A 17,019-nucleotide genomic window follows, 5' to 3' on the forward strand; every position below is an offset into this window, starting at 1 on the left:
GTGGACGCCGAGCTGACCAACAGGAGCCGGGACGCGATCAACGCGGCCAGCAACCGGGCCGTGCGGGAGGGTCACCCGGACCTCACCCCCGCCCACCTGCTGCTCGCTCTGCTGGAGGGGCAGGACAACGAGAACCTCATCGATCTGCTGGCGGCCGTGGACGCCGACCAGGCCTCGGTCCGCGCCGAGACCGAGCGGGTGCTCGCCGCCCTGCCCAGCGTGACCGGTTCCACCGTCGCGCCCCCGCAGCCCAACCGTGAGGCGCTCGCCGTCATCGCCGACGCCGCCGAGCGCGCCAAGGAACTCGGCGACGAGTTCATCTCCACCGAGCACCTCCTCATCGGGGTCGCCGCGAAGGGCGGGGCGATCGCCGACGTACTCTCCCGGCAGGGCGCCAGTGCGAAGAAGCTGCTGGACGCGTTCCAGAAGACCAGGGGAGGGCGCCGGGTGACGACCGCGGATCCCGAGGGCCAGTACAAGGCGCTCGAAAAGTTCGGCACGGACTTCACCGCCGCGGCGCGTGAGGGCAGGCTCGACCCCGTCATCGGCCGGGACCACGAGATCCGCCGGGTCGTGCAGGTCCTGTCCCGCCGCACGAAGAACAACCCCGTCCTCATCGGCGAGCCCGGCGTCGGCAAGACCGCCGTCGTCGAGGGACTCGCCCAGCGGATCGTGAAGGGCGACGTACCCGAGTCCCTCAGGAACAAGCGGCTCGTCTCGCTCGACCTGGGCGCGATGGTCGCCGGCGCGAAGTACCGGGGCGAGTTCGAGGAGCGGCTGAAGACCGTGCTCGCGGAGATCAAGGACTCCGACGGGCAGATCATCACCTTCATCGACGAGCTGCACACCGTCGTGGGCGCCGGAGCGGGCGGCGACTCCGCCATGGACGCGGGCAACATGCTCAAGCCCATGCTCGCCCGCGGCGAGCTGCGCATGGTCGGCGCCACCACCCTCGACGAGTACCGCGAGCGGATCGAGAAGGACCCGGCGCTGGAGCGGCGCTTCCAGCAGGTGCTGGTCGCCGAGCCGACCGTCGAGGACACCATCGCCATCCTGCGCGGTCTCAAGGGCCGCTACGAGGCCCACCACAAGGTCCAGATCGCCGACTCGGCGCTGGTGGCCGCAGCGACCCTGTCCGACCGCTACATCACCTCCCGCTTCCTCCCCGACAAGGCCATCGACCTCGTCGACGAGGCGGCCTCACGGCTGCGGATGGAGATCGACTCCTCCCCGGTCGAGATCGACGAGCTCCAGCGGGTCGTCGACCGGCTGAAGATGGAGGAGCTGGCGATCGGCAAGGAGACGGACGCCGCCAGCAGGGAGCGCCTGGACAAGCTGCGCCGCGACCTCGCCGACAAGGAGGAGGAGCTGCGCGGTCTCACCGCCCGCTGGGAGAAGGAGAAGCAGTCCCTCAACCGCGTCGGCGAGCTGAAGGAGAAGCTCGACGAACTGCGCGGCCAGGCCGAACGCGCCCAGCGCGACGGCGACTTCGACACCGCCTCCAAGCTGCTCTACGGCGAGATCCCCACCCTGGAGCGGGACTTGGAGGAAGCCTCGGAGGCCGAGGAGGAGGCCGGCAAGGACACCATGGTCAAGGAGGAGGTAGGACCGGACGACATCGCGGACGTCGTCGGCTCCTGGACCGGCATCCCGGCCGGCCGCCTCCTGGAGGGCGAGACCCAGAAACTGCTGCGCATGGAGGCCGAGTTGGGCCGCCGCCTGATCGGCCAGAGCGAGGCCGTGGGGGCGGTGTCCGACGCCGTGCGCCGCACCCGTGCCGGGATCGCCGACCCGGACCGGCCCACCGGCTCGTTCCTCTTCCTCGGCCCGACGGGCGTCGGCAAGACCGAACTCGCCAAGGCCCTGGCCGACTTCCTCTTCGACGACGAGCGGGCGATGGTCCGCATCGACATGTCGGAGTACGGCGAGAAGCACAGCGTGGCCCGGCTGGTCGGCGCGCCCCCCGGGTACATCGGCTACGAGGAGGGCGGCCAGCTCACCGAGGCCGTGCGCCGTCGCCCGTACAGCGTGATCCTGCTGGACGAGGTGGAGAAGGCGCACCCCGAGGTCTTCGACATCCTGCTCCAGGTGCTGGACGACGGGCGGCTGACGGACGGTCAGGGGCGGACGGTCGACTTCCGCAACACCATCCTGATCCTCACCTCGAACCTGGGCAGCCAGTTCCTGAGCGGGCAGAGCCTCGCCGATCCGTCGGCCTCCGACGAGGAGCGCAGGCGGCAGGTCCTGGAGGTGGTCCGCGCCTCCTTCAAGCCGGAGTTCCTGAACCGGCTGGACGACCTCGTGGTCTTCTCCGCGCTCGACCAGCAGGAGCTGGAGCGCATCGCGAGGCTCCAGATCGACTCCCTGGCCCGCCGGCTCGCCCAGCGCCGGCTCACCCTGGAGGTCACCGACGCGGCACTGGCCTGGCTCGCCGAGGAGGGCAACGATCCGGCGTACGGAGCGCGCCCGCTGCGGCGCCTCGTCCAGACGGCCATCGGCGACCGGCTGGCCAAGGAGATCCTGGCGGGCGAGGTCAAGGACGGCGACACGGTCCGCGTGGACGTCTTCGGCGACGGCCTGATCGTGGGACCGGCCACGGACAAGAAGCTGTAACCGGCACGGGGGACCGGCGGAGGCCCGGCACCGGAGACCGGCAGTGACCAGGCGCCGGCGAGCCGGCGGAGGCCCGGCACCGGAAGCCTGGCGGAAGTCCGGCGCCGGAACCCGCAGAGGAGGTCCGGCAGGGGAGTCCGGCACCGGAAACCGCAGGTGGGGTCCGGTGCCGGAACCCGCAGGGGAGGGCCCGCGGCGCACCCGCCGCGGGCCCTCCCCTTTGCCGGTCCGATGCCCGTACGTGACCGGATCTTGTCAGCCCCCGGCGGACAGGGCCCGCCAGAGGTTGCCACTCCCCGCCCCGCATGAGAGAGGATGGCGGTATCCGTACGAAGGGAAATACACGGTGAGCATCGACCCGTCCTCGATTCCGAATTTCGGGGGCCAGCCCGAGCCGCAGTCCGGCGGCCCCGCCGGCCCCGTGGTCCCGGATCAGGACCTCGTGAAGCAGCTCCTGGAGCAGATGGAGCTGAAGTACGTCGTCGACGACGAGGGTGACCTCGCGGCGCCGTGGGAGGAGTTCCGTACGTACTTCATGTTCCGTGGCGAGGCTGACCAGCAGGTCTTCTCGGTGCGGACGTTCTACGACCGGCCGCACCAGCTCGAGGAGAAGCCCGCGCTCCTCGAGTCGATCGACGACTGGAACCGCCGCACGCTGTGGCCCAAGGTCTACAGCCACACCCACGACGACGGCACCGTCCGCCTGATCGGCGAGGCGCAGATGCTGATCGGCACCGGCGTCAGCCTGGAGCACTTCGTGTCCTCCACGGTCAGCTGGGTGCGCGCCGCCATCGAGTTCGACAAGTGGCTCGTCGAGCAGCTCGGTCTGGAGCAGGAGATCAACGAGACGGACAAGCCCGAGGACGACGACGAGGAAGAGTAGGCCCGTCGTCGCGGCGGCGCCTTCCGCGCGCACCGGCTCCCGGGACAGGTCCTAGAGCGGGGTGTGCGCGATCACGACCAGATACGCGCCGTAGGCGAACGAGAGCCCGGCCAGGGCGCCGACCACCAGGGTCGCGTGCCAGGGCCGGGCTCTCGCCGTTCGCACCAGCGCGCGGGCCAGCGGCAGCAGCAGCGGGAACGCCGGGAGCAGGAAGCGCGGCTTGGACTCGAAGAACCCGGAGCCGCCCAGCGCGATCAGCAGCAGGACGCCGCTGTGGACCAGCAGCGGCAGGGGCGCCCGGTCCGCGATCAGCAGCGCGTACAGCAGCACGGCCGCGGCGACGATCACCATCGTCATGGGGAACACGAACCGGTCCCCGCGCAGCAGCAGGTGCTTGACGAAACGGAGCGCCCCCTCGCCGAGGTCGAAGCGCGAGCCCCACAGCCGCTGCACCTGGAAGTAGCCGCCGAGCAGGTGGCCCTCGCGGTGTCCCACCCACAGCACATAGCCGGCCCAGCCGGCCGGCGCGAGCGCCGCGCCCGTCCACACCCTGTGGGTAACTTTTCCGCGGCTGCGCCAGATCTCGTGCGCCGCCGCCACGAGGACCGCCGCGGCCACCGCGAAGCCGTTCGGCCTGGACAGCCCGGCGAGCGCGGCCAGCGAGCCGGCCCACAGCCAGCGCCCGTCGAGCACCGCGTACAGCGACCAGGCGGCGAACGCGGTCAGCACGGGCTCGGTGTACGCCATCGACAGCACGATCGAGTGCGGCAGCAGGCCCCACAGCACCACCAGCGCCGTACCGACCGCCCGGCCGTGCAGCCGGGCCCCGATCGCGTACACCCCGCACGCCGCGACGGCCGCGGCGGCCCAGGAGACCAGCAGGCCCGCCGAGCCCCCGGTCAGCGGTGTCAGCGTGGTGACGGCCCGGACGAGGGCCGGGTAGAGCGGGAAGAACGCGAGGTCGCTGTGGACGACCGTGGGGTGGAAGTGGAGCGTCCTGCCGTAGCCGTGTGCGGCGATCCCCAGATACCAGGACGAGTCCCAGGACCGCGCGAGCAGGGCGACCGGATGTCTGCCGGTGGCCCACGCGGTCCCGGCGAGCACGAGGAGGCCGGCCAGGCGCACGGCGGCGAACAGCCCGAGCGCCGTGATCGCGGCGCCCGGCAGGCTGCGTGCGGCACGGGAGGGGCGTGCGGCACGGGAACCGGGCTCCGGGAGAGCGGGGCGAGTGAGGGTACTCGGGTGGGTCACACCCCGAACTGTGCGTTCCCCACGGGGCATTCGCGAGCTTTGCTCGTCCGCGCGGGTTCCGTTGCGGGGCCTCCGGCGCGCCGCCCGGGTGCGGGGTGCGGGCGGTGCTAACGGTCGGTCCGACCCGCTCCCCGGCAGCCCCCGGACACTTCCTCCGGAGCCGTTCCGAACGAACCGTCGGAGGTGTTCCTCCGGAGCCTCCGGAATGCCGCCGATGTCTTCCGCGGCCCCTTCCTGAGCTGTTGCCTTCGGGCACTTCCGGGGCCGGGACGTTGCCGTTCCCGGGGGTGGCCGGTACCGCATGATCCTCGCGTGTCAGAGACTCCGGCGCCGATACCGGCGCGACCTGGTGGAGGGCACCACGGGCGTACGGCATCCGCTCCCCGGACCCGCCGCGCTCCGCGACCGCCCGGAACTTCGGCCCACCGGAGCCGTCTCCCGCCGCGACCGGGGCTTCCCGCTCGGCCCCGTCCTGCTCGCCCTCACCGCCGTCGTGGACTTGGCCGGGGCCTTCCGCCGAGGCGCGGGGCGTCTTTTGCCGGCCCAGGCCCCCCGGGCCGGCAAAAGTTCAGGAGGACAGCCGGCGCAGCCGCCCGGCGGCCTCGTGCAGCACCTCGTCCCTCTTGCAGAACGCGAACCTGACGAAAGGCGCGCCCTCCTCGCGGTGGTCGTAGAAGACCGCGTTGGGGATGGCCACCACGCCGGCGCGTTCGGGCAGGGCGCGGCAGAAGGCGAAGCCGTCGCTCTCGCCGAGCGGACGGATGTCGGTGGTGATGAAGTACGTGCCCCGCGGCCGGAAGACCGCGAAGCCCGCCTCGGCGAGGCCCGCCGCCAGCACGTCCCGCTTGCGCAGCATGTCCGCGCGGAAGTCCTCGAAGTACGCGTCCGGCAGCGCGAGCGCCTCGGCGACGGCGTACTGGAAGGGCCCCGACGCCACGTACGTCAGGAACTGCTTCGCCGACCGCACTGCCGTGACCAGTTCCGGCGTGGACGTCACCCAGCCCACCTTCCAGCCGGTGAACGAGAACGTCTTGCCCGCGCTGCCGATCGTGACCGTCCGCTCGCGCATCCCCGGCAGGGTCGCCAGCGGTACGTGCTCGGCGTCGTCGAAGACGAGGTGTTCGTAGACCTCGTCCGTCACCACGAGCAGATCCCGCTCGACGGCGATCCGCGCGATCTCCGTCAGCTCCGCGCGCGTGAGGACGGTGCCGGTCGGATTGTGCGGGGTGTTGACCAGCAGCAGCCGGGTCCGCTCGGTGACCGCGTCGCGCAGCTCGTCGAGGTCGAGCCGGAAGCGCCGGTGGCCGTCCCCGTCGTCGGTCTCGTCGGGGCGCAGCGTCACGGGGACGCGCGTCCCGCCCGCCATGGCGATCGAGGCCGCGTACGAGTCGTAGTACGGCTCCAGGGCGATCACCTCGTCGCCGGGCTCCAGGAGCGCGAGCAGCGCGGCGGCGATGGCCTCGGTCGCGCCCGCCGTGACCAGGACCTCGGTGTCGGGGTCGTACGACAGGCCGTATCGGCGCTTTTGATGTTCGGCGATCGCGGTGCGCAGTTCGGGGACGCCCGGACCCGGCGGGTACTGGTTGCCGCGGCCGTCCCGCAGCGCGCGGACGGCCGCCTCCCGGATCTCCTCGGGGCCGTCCGTGTCCGGGAAGCCCTGGCCGAGGTTGATCGAGCCAGTACTCATCGCGAGGGCGGACATCTCGGCGAAGATCGTCGTCCCGAACTCGGCGAGCCGACGGTTCAGAAAGGGGCGCACGCTGGAGGTCATGCCGGCCATCCTGCGCCCAAGCTCCGGAGCTCTTCAACTCGCCTTCGCCGACGGACACCCGCGCAAGTGCGGTGTGCGCCGCCTCCGAACAGGGGCGGTGCCGTTGTCGGCCGTCGGACGGCCGGTGCCGAAGCGGTGGATGAGCCGGGCCGGGGACAGCAGGCGTACGGTGCCGTGATCCGCCGACTGAACGGGATCGGGCAGCGCCGGGACGGCGCATTTACATGCTCAGGAGTTCCTCAACTCTGCTTTGCGTCGTGGAGGGGCCGGGCATCCCCCTGTCACGCAGGACCGGAATCGAGAAGCACGGCCCACGGGGGGCCGCTTCCGGGGGAACGGAAGGAGGGTGACGCCATGATTTTCGGCATCATCCTGGGGGTCGTTGTGCTGGTTGTGGTGCTGAAGGCCGTCGGCAGGTCCGGGAAGCGGCGGCGGCGCACCGGCGGCAGCGGTGCCGGGAGCGACAGCAGCTGGTGGGCCGGCGGTGCGGGCGGCGCCTCGTCCGGCGGGCACCACGGAGGTCACGGAGGTCACGGGGGTCACTCCTGCGGGGGGCACTCGTCGTGCGGGGGGCACTCCTCGTGCGGAGGCTCCTCGTGCGGGGGCGGGTCCTCGTGCGGCGGAGGCGGGTGCGGCGGAGGCAGTTGAGGCGGGGCGGCCGGGCTCGCGCGGGACGGCCGAACTTCCCGCGGCGGGCCCGTCCGGCGCAGGGGCCGTCACCCGCGGGTCGCGCATCCGGACGTACGGACGCGGTTGCCCGCGAAACGCGTTCTGCGCACGGACGTGCCCGTCGGCAGTCACGGCCGACGGGCACGTCCGTGCGCCGGACGCACGTCGTGGTTGAACAGTTGAGCTGTGAAGCCCTCGGGGGGATGGAAACCCCACGAAGTTGGGTAAAAACGCTGTGGCGTCAGCACAGTTCATGATTCCCTCTAAACCACCAAAGCGGCCCTGGTACATCACCAAGCAGCCCTGGGCCGACAGGCCTCGGAAGGCCGTCGGACGGTCCTGTCGGACGCGTCCGACGGATGTCCTTCCAGCCGGGCTGGCCTGGCCGTTCCCCCGGTGTTGACCGGGTGCGCAGGAACCCCACCTCACCTTTGCGTGCTAGCGGAGCCGACCCATGCTCACGACCCTGAACACCTCGTACACCGACACGCGCGCGGCCGATCTCGCCTGGGCCCTGGGCCGCGAACCGCTGCCGGCCCTTGCCACCCTCGATCTCGAACTCGCCGGGGCGAAACTCCAGTTGAGACTGCTCGGCGCGTCCCACCAAGTCCTCCTGGAGGAGGAGCGGGGCAGTTGTTCGGAGACCGTCGCGTGCATCGCCGGCAGCAGCACTCCGCTGCCGCTCGGCGTCGCGAAGAGGTTCGACGACTGGGAGTACGAGTTCGCGGCCCGCGTCGAGATCCTGTCCCCCGGCTCCTTCGCGGGCCGCGCCCAGGAGTTGCTGGCTCTCGTCTCCGACCACCCCCAGGGTCTCGCCGGTGTCTTCCCCGGCAGTCCGCACGCGTTCACGGCGATGCTCGCCCAGCGTCATGAGGGCCAGGTCCACTGGCGTACGTGGCACGCGTACCCGCAGGACGGTCAGTTGGTCGCGACGCGCACGCGAGTCGGCGTACGGACAAAGGCCCTCAGCGCGTCCGGCGTCTGACGGCGGAGCCCGCGGGCCGGGCGGACACGCCGGACGTACGGCGCCGGGCGCGGGCGCGGGGGTGGGGCGGACCGGCCGCGGGCGCGGGGTTCGCGTGCTGTGGGCCGGGAAAATGCCCAGGTCAACTCCGTACGCCGGGAAGAGCAACGCTTTCCACACGTGTGGGTGACGAGACGTAGTGGTGGCGTGACGTAGCGTTCACGACGTGATCGAACCGCACGCGCCAGCCCCACCCGGCGCGCCGCCGCCCTGGGGCGTCCAGGGCCAGGCGCGGCTGCCCGTCCGGCCGGGCGTCGGCAGGTTCCTCGTCCTCGCGGGAGTGTTCGTCTGCGCGGCCTGCGGACTCGTGTACGAGCTCGAACTCGTCGCCCTCGCCTCGTACTTGATCGGAGACTCGGTCACCCAGGCATCCGTCGTGCTCTCCGTCATGGTCTTCGCCATGGGCATCGGCTCGCTCGCGGCGAAGCGGCTGCGCCCGCGCGCCGCGGCCGGATTCGGCGCCGTCGAGGCGGCGCTCGCCCTGGCCGGCGGATGCAGCGCGATGGCGCTGTACGCGGCGTTCGCCTGGACGGGCGGATGGGGCGGCCCGTGGGCGTACGGGCCACGCTGCCTCCTGGTGGTCTTCTCGCTCACCATCGGCCTGCTCATCGGCGCCGAAGTCCCGCTGCTCATGGAGCTGATACAGCGCATCCGCCGCCAGGACCCCGGCGGCGCGGTCGCGGACCTGTTCGCGGCGGACTACGTGGGAGCGCTCTTCGGCGGCCTCGCCTTCCCGTTCCTGCTGCTGCCCCAGCTCGGCCAGCTCACGGGCGCGCTGCTGACCGGGACGGTGAACGTGATCGCGGGCGGCGCCCTCGTCCTCGGCCTGTTCCGGGGCGACCTGACCCGCCGCGCGCGCTGGACCCTGCTCGTCGTCAACGTCCTCGTGCTCGGCCTCCTCGCCTCGGCCGCGCTGCTGGTCGACGACTTCGAACGGGCCGCACGGCACGCCCTGTACGGGGCGGGCGCGCGCGTCGCACTCCGCACCGGCGTCCAGGAGGCCGTCCTCAGCGGCGGCACCCACGGCCGTCCGCTCCGCCTCTTCCTCGACGGCCGCCTGCGGTTCAGCGGTCGTGACGAGCGCCGCTATCACGAGGCGCTCGTCCACCCCGCGATGAACGGTCCGCACGCCCGCGTGCTCGTCCTCGGCGGCGGTGACGGACTCGCCGCCCGCGAGGTGCTGCGTCACCCCGGCGTGCGCCGCGTCGACATCGTCGAACCCGACGCGGACGTGGTGCTGCTGGCCCGGCGCGACGCCGCGCTGTCCGCCCTCAACCAGCACGTGTACGACGATCCCCGGGTCCACGAGGTGACGGCGGACGCCTTCGGCCGGCTGCGCGAGGTCCGGTCGACGTACGACGTCGTCATCTCGGACCTGCCCGACCCGTGCGTCACCGCCGCCACGAAGCTGTACTCGCAGGAGTTCTACGGCCTCGCCCGCCGCGTGCTCGCCCCCGGCGGGCGTCTCGTGGTCCACGTGGGCCCGTCGCCCGACCGGCGCCAGGACTTCTGGACGGCCGACGCGACGATCCGCGCGGCGGGCCTGTTCACCCGGCCCTACCGCGTCGGCGGCCGGGACGTCGGCGGCGCGGTCCGGCCCGGTCGTCGCGCCGGGGCCGCCCCGGGGTCTGCGGGCGCGGCGAGGTCCGCCGGAGGAGCGGGTGCCACCGGAGGCGCGGGGCCCGCGGGCGGCTGGGGTTTCATCCTCGCCTCCCGCACACCCGTACCCCTGCGGCTGAACCCGTCCGGCCCGCGGCCGCGCACCCTCACCCAGGCGGCCCTGACGGCGGACGCGCGCGCCGCCCTCCGCAGCCGCTTCCACCGTCCGCTCCCGCCCTCCACGCTGGTGCATCCGCGGTACACCGGCTGAGGGACGAGGCCGGGAATCCCGTGATACGCGGGTGCGGTCCGGGTCGTGCTGGGTAGGCTCGGCTGACATGGAGCACGAGGTGTTCGTTCCGTTTCCGGCCGGGCGGCTGAGAGAGGCGCTGGCCGATCCCGTCCGGGTCGCCCGCGCGATCCCGGGTCTCCAGCAGGACGCGTCGGCCGTCGCCGGCGGCGCGGCGGAGACGGCCGGGGGCTCGCCGCCCGTCTCCGGGACCGGGCGGGACACCGTGGGCGGGTCCTCCGGCGCCGGGCTCGGTCCGGGTGCCGGGGCCGCGCGGGTCGCCGGGCGGCTCAAGGTCCGCGTCGCCGGTCACACGATCACCTATCGCGGCGCGTTCCGTGTCACCGCACAGGGCGACGGTTCGTACGCCGTCGAGGGTGACGCCACGGAGGTGCGCGGCGGGGGCGCCGTGAAACTCGCGCTGACCCTGCGGCTCCTGCCCGCCGACGGCGGTACGACCCTCTCCTTCGGCGGCACGGCCTCAGGCGACGGCCGCGTGGCGGAACTCCCGCACGACGCGGTGTCCTCCGCGGGGCAGCGCCTGCTGACCCGTTTCGGTGAAACCCTGACCACGGACCTCGCGTCGCGGGCCGGCTCCGGGTCCGCGACGGGCCCCACGGCCGCGCCCTCGAACGGGACCGGTTCCGCGGTCGCGTCCCCGGGCGGTTCCGGCTCCGCGCCTGGGCCGGTCACCGAGCCCGAGGCCGGCTTCGGGCCGGGCGCCGCGCCCACGACGCCCGAACCGGAGTCCGGCGGCGAACCCGGGTCCGCCTCCCACGCCGACGCCGGCCCCGAGACCGAGACCGAGGCCGAGGCCGAGGCCGATCCCCAGGCCCGGGACCAGGCCGTACCGGGACGGGAACCGGCAGCCGGGCTCGAACCCGAACCCGATTCCGAACCCGACCTCGCCCCTGAAGCCGACGCCGACGCCGAAGCCGGTGTCGAAGCCGACGCCGACGCCGACGCCGGTGTCGAAGCCGACGTCGAACCCGCTGCCGACGCGGAACCCGCCCCCGACCCCGACGCACCCCCCGGATTCGAGTCCGACGTGGTGCCCCCCTCCCCCGATCCGCTGGGCGGTGACGACGAGTTCGACGGGGAGGACTTCGTGGCACGGGCCGCGGAGCCGGGGCGGGCGGACGCGATGGCCGAGGCGGCGCACGCGCGGCGGACGATGATCGGGCGCAGCGCGGAGGAGGTCGACCACGCCCCTCCGCGCGGTCGCTACGCCCCCGTCCCGCCCCCGGAGGCCACCGCCGCCCGCGCCACCCTCCGCTGGGCGGCCCCCGCGGCGGCCCTGGCGCTGGCCTCGGCCATCGCCCTGACCCGGGCGCTGCGCAAGCGCCGTTGAGGCGGTGACGAGGGCGGGAAACCGTACGGCGCCCCCACCCCAGTAGGGTCGACTCCGTGAGTAACGAAGACATCACGCTGACCGCGCGTGACGCGGAGGCGACCGTGTCGCCGGGGAACGGCGGACGGATCGGCAGTCTGCGGGTGGGTGGCGTCGAACTGCTGCGGCAGGGCGACAGGTTCGGGTGCTTCCCGATGGTCCCGTGGTGCGGGCGGATCCGCGACGGCAGGTTCCTCGACGGCGCCGCCGTCCGGCAGATGCCGCTCAACTCCCCGCCGCACGCCATCCACGGCACCGCCCGCGACGGTGCCTGGAAGAGGGCCCGCGTCGGCGCGGACGAGGCCGTGATCACGTACGACCTGGTCGAGCCCTGGCCGCACCCCGCCCGCGTCACCCAGGCCTTCGCCCTCACCGGGGACGGCCTGACGGTCACCATGTCGGTGGAGACGTACGGGGAGTCGTTCCCGGCGCAGATCGGCTGGCATCCCTGGTTCAACCGGAACCTGGGGGACGGCGGCGAGGACGTCCGGGTCGACTTCCGGCCCGCCTGGCAGGAGGAGCGGGGTGACGACCACCTGCCCACCGGCCGACGGATCGACCCCGTGCCCGGCCCCTGGGACGACTGCTTCGGCATGCCGGAGGGGGTCGACGTCACCCTCACCTGGCCCGGGCGGCTGGAGCTGAAGGTCGCGAGCCGTGAGCAGTGGGTCGTCGTCTACGACGAGCAGGAGGCGGCCGTGTGCGTGGAGCCGCAGACCGGTCCGCCGAACGGGCTCAACACCCACCCCCGGCTGGTCACACCCATCGAGCCCCTCGAAGCCACCACGACCTGGAGCTGGCGGCGCCTCTAAGCTGGCGTCCATGAGTGACGTACGCGGCGAGCTGCTGCAGCAGATCAAGGACAAGGCCGTGGTGCACGGCAAGGTGACCCTCTCCTCGGGTCTTGAGGCCGACTACTACGTGGACCTGCGCCGGATCACGCTGGACGGCGAGGCCGCCCCGCTCGTCGGGCAGGTCCTCCTCGACCTCACCGCCGACCTGGACTTCGACGCGGTCGGCGGGCTGACCATGGGCGCCGACCCGGTCGCCGGGGCGATGCTGCACGCCGCCGCGGCGAAGGGGCGCAGGCTGGACGCGTTCGTCGTCCGCAAGGCCGCCAAGGCGCACGGCCTGCAGCGCCGGGTCGAGGGTCCCGAGATCAAGGGCCGGCGTGTCCTCGTGGTCGAGGACACCTCGACCACGGGCGGCTCCCCGCTGGAGGCCGTCCAGGCCGTCCGGGAGGCCGGGGCCGAGGTCGTCGGGGTCGCCACGATCGTCGACCGCGCCACCGGTGCCGCCGAGAAGATCGAGGCCGGAGCCGGTGTTCCGTACCTCTTCGCCTACTCCAAGGGCGAGTTGGGGCTCGACTGACGACGCTCCCGCGGGACCGGGCCGAACGCCCGGTCCCGCATGTCGGACGGGGTGTCCGCCGTATCCGGCGACGTCTGGAAAGATGGGGCCGACGATGACGTCGCCCCCCTAGGTCAGGGCCATAAGCACCAGTCCCGTCGTACCGCAGCAGCAGTACGCAGACCCGCACATACAAGGAGCGGACAGATGCCCATCGCAACCCCCGAGGTCTACAACGAGATGCTCGACCGGGCGAAGGCAGGCAAGTTCGCCTACCCGGCCATCAACGTGACCTCGTCCCAGACCCTGCACGCTGCGCTGCGCGGCTTCGCGGAGGCCGAGAGCGACGGCATCATCCAGATCTCCACCGGTGGTGCGGAGTTCCTGGGCGGTCAGCACAACAAGGACATGGTGACGGGCGCCGTCGCCCTCGCCGAGTTCGCGCACATCGTCGCCGCGAAGTACGACATCACGGTCGCGCTGCACACGGACCACTGCCCCAAGGACAAGCTGGACGGCTACGTGCGTCCGCTGCTCGACGTCTCCGCCGCGCGCGTCGCCAAGGGCGAGAACCCGCTGTTCCAGTCCCACATGTGGGACGGCTCCGCCGAGACCCTCGCCGACAACCTGGCCATCGGCCAGGAGCTGCTCGCCAAGGCCGTCGCCGCGAAGATCATCCTCGAGGTCGAGATCACCCCGACCGGCGGCGAGGAGGACGGCGTCAGCCACGAGATCAACGACGAGCTGTACACGACCGTCGAGGACGCGCTGCGCACCGCCGAGGCCCTGGGCCTGGGCGACAAGGGCCGCTACCTGCTCGCCGCGTCGTTCGGCAACGTGCACGGCGTGTACAAGCCGGGCAACGTCGTCCTGCGCCCCGAGCTGCTCAAGGACCTGCAGGAGGGCGTCGCCGCCAAGTACGGCAAGGCGAGCCCGTTCGACTTCGTCTTCCACGGCGGCTCCGGCTCCACCGCCGAGGAGATCGCCACCGCGCTGGAGAACGGCGTCGTGAAGATGAACCTCGACACCGACACCCAGTACGCCTTCACCCGGCCGGTCGTGGACCACATGTTCCGCAACTACGACGGTGTCCTGAAGGTCGACGGCGAGGTCGGCACGAAGTCGAAGTACGACCCGCGCACCTGGGGCAAGCTCGCCGAGGCCGGCATGGCCCAGCGCGTGACCGAGGCCTGCGCCGCCCTGCGCTCCACGGGCACCCGCCTCAAGTAGCCGCCTGGTGACCGCCCGGTAGTCGTACGACTGTCCGGTGGCCGCACGTCGTACGGAAGGGCCCGGCACCCGCCAAGGTGCCGGGCCCTTCCGTATGCTCCGAGGTATGGCTGTGCCCGCGCGGGACGCATCGGACGGCGAACCTTCGGACGGCGGATCTTCGAACGGCGGGTCTTCGGACCGCAGGCTTTCGGACCGCAGGCCTTCGGACGGCGGACCTGCGGTACGGATCGCCTCCCCGGCCGGGAAGTGGATCCTGCTGACCACCGTCCTCGGCTCCAGCATGGCCCTGCTGGACTCGACCGTCGTCAATGTCGCCCTGCCCACCATCGGCCGTGACCTGGACGCGAGCCTCGCCGCCCTCCAGTGGACCGTGAACGGCTACATGCTGTCGCTGGCCGGGCTGATCCTGCTGGGCGGCTCGCTCGGGGACCGTTACGGGCGCCGGAAGATCTTCGTCATGGGCGTGGTGTGGTTCGCCGCCGCCTCACTGCTGTGCGGGATCGCGCCGAACGTGGGCGTGCTCGTCGCGGCCCGCGTCCTCCAGGGCGTCGGCGGGGCCCTGCTCACCCCCGGTTCGCTGGCGATCATCCAGGCCTCCTTCCACCCGGACGACCGGTCCCGCGCCATCGGCCTGTGGTCGGGCTTCGGGGGAGTCGGGGCCGCCGTCGGGCCGTTCCTGGGCGGCTGGCTGGTGGACGGGCCGGGCTGGCGCTGGGTGTTCCTGCTGAACATCCCCGTCGCGCTGGTGTGCGCCCCGATCGCCCTGCGCCACGTGCCCGAGTCCACCGGTGCCACCGCCCGCCCGAGCGTGGCCGGGAGTGGCGGAGAGCCCGTCCACCGCCGCTTCGACGTCCTCGGCGCCGTCCTCGGCGCGCTCTCGCTCGCCCTGGTGACGTACGCCCTGATCGAGGCCCCGAGCGGTTCCGTGCTGGTGCCGGTCGCGGTGGTCGCGGGCGTGGCGGCCGGCGTGGCCTTCGTGTACGTCGAGCGGCGGCGGCCCGACCCGATGATGCCGCTGGACATCTTCGCCTCGCGCCAGTTCACGGCCGTCAACCTGGTGACCCTGTGCGTCTACGCGGCCTTCGGCGGCTTCTTCTTCCTGACCGCGCTCCAGCTCCAGGTCGTCGCGGGCTACTCGGCGCTCCAGGCCGGTGCGGCACTGCTGCCGACCACCGCGCTGATGCTGCTGTTCTCCGCCCGCTCGGGCGAACTGTCCCGGCGCATCGGGCCGCGCATCCCGCTGACCGTCGGGCCGCTGCTGTGCGCGGCGGGCATGCTGCTGATGCTGAGGGTCGGCCAGGACGCGTCGTACACGGCCGACGTGCTGCCCGCGCTGCTGGTGATGGGCCTCGGCATGGTGACCCTGGTCGCGCCGCTGACCGCGACCGTCCTGGCCTCCGTGGACACCGGGCGGGCGGGGCTCGCCAGCGGGATCAACAACGCGGCGGCCCGCGCGGCCGGGCTCGTCGCCGTGGCCGCGCTGCCGCTGCTCACCGGGATGGGGCCGGAGGCGTACCGCTCGGCGGAGGCCTTCGACGCCGCCTTCCGCCGGGCGATGCCGCTGTGCGCCGGCGTCCTGGTGGTCGGCGCGGTGCTGGCCTTCACGACCGTACGCCGCCCGCCTCCGGGCTGTCTGCGCCCCGAGTGCCGCAGGCACGGCTCGCTGACGGCGCCCCCGCTGGAGCCGGAGCGGTCCCGGGGCGTCCTCGGGGACGGCGGCTCCCCGGGCTCCCCGGGTGCTAGGCCTTCCAGCGCTGGTCCAGCTTCGTGATCGTGCCCGAGCCGTCGATCCGGTAGGCGAAGTACATCCGGGTCGCGGTGGCCGCGGTGTCGGCCTTGTCGACGAACGTCCGGACGTCGATCCGCTTGTTCACGTCGGTGCTGTAGAACGGCTCGTTCACCAGGACCTCCGCCGTCTCCGAGAGGCGGATCTCGTGCCGCGGGCCGATCGCGTGCCACACGGGGGCGTCCGGCCGCGGGCAGGTCCAGGTGCCCTCCTGGACCTCGAGGTAGGCGCGGCCCTTCGTGATGTGCGCGCCGGGCAGCAGGGTGAGGTCGATGCCGGACCAGCCCTTGCAGACGGGGCCGTCGGCGGAGGCCGTGGGCGAGGCCGCGGAACCCTTCGACGCGGAGGCCGTCGGTCCGCCGCCCGCGGTGGAGGACGGGGCCGGGGACGGGGACGCCGCGGTCGGGGCGGAGGCCGGCGGGGAGGAGGTCCCGGTGGCGCCCGCGCCGGTGTCGTCCTCCGGTCCGCAGGCGGTCGCGGTGAGCAGCAGGGCGGCGGAGAGGGCGCCGAGGGCGCCCCTCCTGCGGATCAGGGCAGCGGTCGGTGTACGCACGGTGACTCCCCCATGTGACGTGAACACGTTCGGCAGATGCCGCTCGCAGTCTGATCGCGGAACCGATCGTTCCCCGGGTGCCGTGGGCAACCGTTACCGATCACGCACAATGCAGCAGACTGGAACCCATGACGATTCACGAGAACCTCCTCGGGGGACCGCCCCCGACCCGTCTCCCCGACGACCCCGAGCCGCGCGAGCTCCTCGCGAACGGCACGGCCCCCGCCGACGTCGCCGCGAAGTACCCGACCTCCTCGCTCGCCTGGGCGCAGCTCGCCGACGACGCGTTCGAGCGGGGCGGCGTCGTCGAGTCGTACGCCTACGCCCGTACCGGCTACCACCGCGGTCTGGACGCTCTGCGCCGCAACGGCTGGAAGGGGCACGGTCCGGTGCCCTGGGAGCACGAGCCGAACCGTGGCTTCCTGCGCGCCCTGCACGGCCTCGCCCGCGCCGCGCAGGCGATCGGCGAGCAGGAGGAGTACGAGCGCTGCTCGCAGTTCCTGAAGGACTCCTCGCCGACGGCGGCCCAGACCCTGGGCTAGGCCGGATCCTCGGCGCGGGGCCCCTCCGCGAGGGCTCCGGAAGCGGGTCCGCCTGGTGTGACCAGG

Annotated in this window: 13 protein-coding genes; 10 read left to right on the forward strand and 3 right to left on the reverse strand. The window is 72.8% G+C overall.

Annotated features, from left to right (window positions below; genetic code table 11):
• Both clpB and ACH4S8_RS32120 read left to right on the forward strand, forming a co-directional pair.
• On the forward strand, positions 1–2,613 hold the full coding sequence (gene clpB / locus ACH4S8_RS32115) for an ATP-dependent chaperone ClpB (protein ID WP_398400312.1): 2,613 nt from the start codon (positions 1–3) through the stop codon (positions 2,611–2,613).
• Positions 2,614–2,959: 346 nt separating this feature from the next.
• On the forward strand, positions 2,960–3,496 hold the full coding sequence (locus ACH4S8_RS32120; RefSeq protein WP_398400315.1) for a YbjN domain-containing protein: 537 nt from the start codon (positions 2,960–2,962) through the stop codon (positions 3,494–3,496).
• A 51-nt stretch (positions 3,497–3,547) separates the two neighbouring features.
• Here ACH4S8_RS32120 and ACH4S8_RS32125 read toward each other — a convergent pair whose 3' ends face one another.
• Together ACH4S8_RS32125 and ACH4S8_RS32130 are read right to left on the reverse strand one after the other, a co-directional pair.
• Positions 3,548–4,747: a hypothetical protein gene (locus ACH4S8_RS32125; RefSeq protein ID WP_398400317.1), complete on the reverse strand. Its 1,200-nt coding sequence runs from the start codon at positions 4,745–4,747 to the stop codon at positions 3,548–3,550.
• A gap of 568 nt (positions 4,748–5,315) precedes the next feature.
• Complete coding sequence (locus tag ACH4S8_RS32130; RefSeq protein ID WP_398400319.1) at positions 5,316–6,527, reverse strand: pyridoxal phosphate-dependent aminotransferase; 1,212 nt, start codon at positions 6,525–6,527, stop codon at positions 5,316–5,318.
• A 1,114-nt stretch (positions 6,528–7,641) separates the two neighbouring features.
• Between ACH4S8_RS32130 and ACH4S8_RS32135 the strand changes: the two genes are divergently transcribed.
• The 7 genes from ACH4S8_RS32135 (at position 7,642) to ACH4S8_RS32165 (ending at position 15,843) form a co-directional block, all read left to right on the forward strand.
• Complete coding sequence (locus tag ACH4S8_RS32135; protein WP_398400321.1) at positions 7,642–8,172, forward strand: DUF2617 family protein; 531 nt, start codon at positions 7,642–7,644, stop codon at positions 8,170–8,172.
• A gap of 205 nt (positions 8,173–8,377) precedes the next feature.
• On the forward strand, positions 8,378–10,081 hold the full coding sequence (locus ACH4S8_RS32140) for a polyamine aminopropyltransferase (RefSeq protein WP_398400323.1): 1,704 nt from the start codon (positions 8,378–8,380) through the stop codon (positions 10,079–10,081).
• A gap of 67 nt (positions 10,082–10,148) precedes the next feature.
• Complete coding sequence (locus ACH4S8_RS32145; RefSeq protein ID WP_398400325.1) at positions 10,149–11,450, forward strand: hypothetical protein; 1,302 nt, start codon at positions 10,149–10,151, stop codon at positions 11,448–11,450.
• A 56-nt stretch (positions 11,451–11,506) separates the two neighbouring features.
• Positions 11,507–12,301 carry an aldose 1-epimerase gene (locus ACH4S8_RS32150; protein ID WP_398400328.1) on the forward strand — a complete coding sequence of 265 codons (795 nt, stop codon included), beginning with the start codon at positions 11,507–11,509 and terminating at the stop codon, positions 12,299–12,301.
• Between the two features lie 10 nt (positions 12,302–12,311).
• On the forward strand, positions 12,312–12,860 hold the full coding sequence (pyrE, locus tag ACH4S8_RS32155; protein ID WP_398400330.1) for an orotate phosphoribosyltransferase: 549 nt from the start codon (positions 12,312–12,314) through the stop codon (positions 12,858–12,860).
• A 186-nt stretch (positions 12,861–13,046) separates the two neighbouring features.
• On the forward strand, positions 13,047–14,069 hold the full coding sequence (fbaA, locus tag ACH4S8_RS32160; protein ID WP_398400332.1) for a class II fructose-bisphosphate aldolase: 1,023 nt from the start codon (positions 13,047–13,049) through the stop codon (positions 14,067–14,069).
• 106 nt (positions 14,070–14,175) lie between these two features.
• Complete coding sequence (locus tag ACH4S8_RS32165; RefSeq protein WP_398400334.1) at positions 14,176–15,843, forward strand: MFS transporter; 1,668 nt, start codon at positions 14,176–14,178, stop codon at positions 15,841–15,843.
• Here the strand turns inward: ACH4S8_RS32165 and ACH4S8_RS32170 are convergent.
• A complete protein-coding gene (locus ACH4S8_RS32170; RefSeq protein WP_398400336.1) occupies positions 15,812–16,411 on the reverse strand; it encodes a hypothetical protein in 600 nt (199 codons plus the stop codon). The genes ACH4S8_RS32165 and ACH4S8_RS32170 overlap by 32 nt on opposite strands.
• 128 nt (positions 16,412–16,539) lie before the next feature.
• Here ACH4S8_RS32170 and ACH4S8_RS32175 point away from each other — a divergent pair, with 128 nt between their 5' ends.
• On the forward strand, positions 16,540–16,953 hold the full coding sequence (locus ACH4S8_RS32175) for a DUF3151 domain-containing protein (protein WP_398400338.1): 414 nt from the start codon (positions 16,540–16,542) through the stop codon (positions 16,951–16,953).
• The last annotated feature ends 66 nt before the right edge of the window (positions 16,954–17,019 follow it).

Origin of the sequence: Streptomyces sp. NPDC021080 (genome assembly GCF_044333225.1) — a bacterium.
Classification (GTDB): Bacteria; Actinomycetota; Actinomycetes; order Streptomycetales; family Streptomycetaceae; genus Streptomyces.

What these genes read in the sequence shown, in the direction of transcription:
- ACH4S8_RS32165 (WP_398400334.1), top strand. Translation starts at nt 14,176, where the DNA reads ATGGCTGTGCCCGCGCGGGACGCATCGGACGGCGAACCTTCGGACGGC.
- ACH4S8_RS32135 (WP_398400321.1), top strand. Translation starts at nt 7,642, where the DNA reads ATGCTCACGACCCTGAACACCTCGTACACCGACACGCGCGCGGCCGAT.
- pyrE (WP_398400330.1), top strand. Translation starts at nt 12,312, where the DNA reads ATGAGTGACGTACGCGGCGAGCTGCTGCAGCAGATCAAGGACAAGGCC.
- ACH4S8_RS32145 (WP_398400325.1), top strand. Translation starts at nt 10,149, where the DNA reads ATGGAGCACGAGGTGTTCGTTCCGTTTCCGGCCGGGCGGCTGAGAGAG.
- fbaA (WP_398400332.1), top strand. Translation starts at nt 13,047, where the DNA reads ATGCCCATCGCAACCCCCGAGGTCTACAACGAGATGCTCGACCGGGCG.
- ACH4S8_RS32175 (WP_398400338.1), top strand. Translation starts at nt 16,540, where the DNA reads ATGACGATTCACGAGAACCTCCTCGGGGGACCGCCCCCGACCCGTCTC.
- ACH4S8_RS32130 (WP_398400319.1), bottom strand. Translation starts at nt 6,527, where the DNA reads ATGGCCGGCATGACCTCCAGCGTGCGCCCCTTTCTGAACCGTCGGCTC.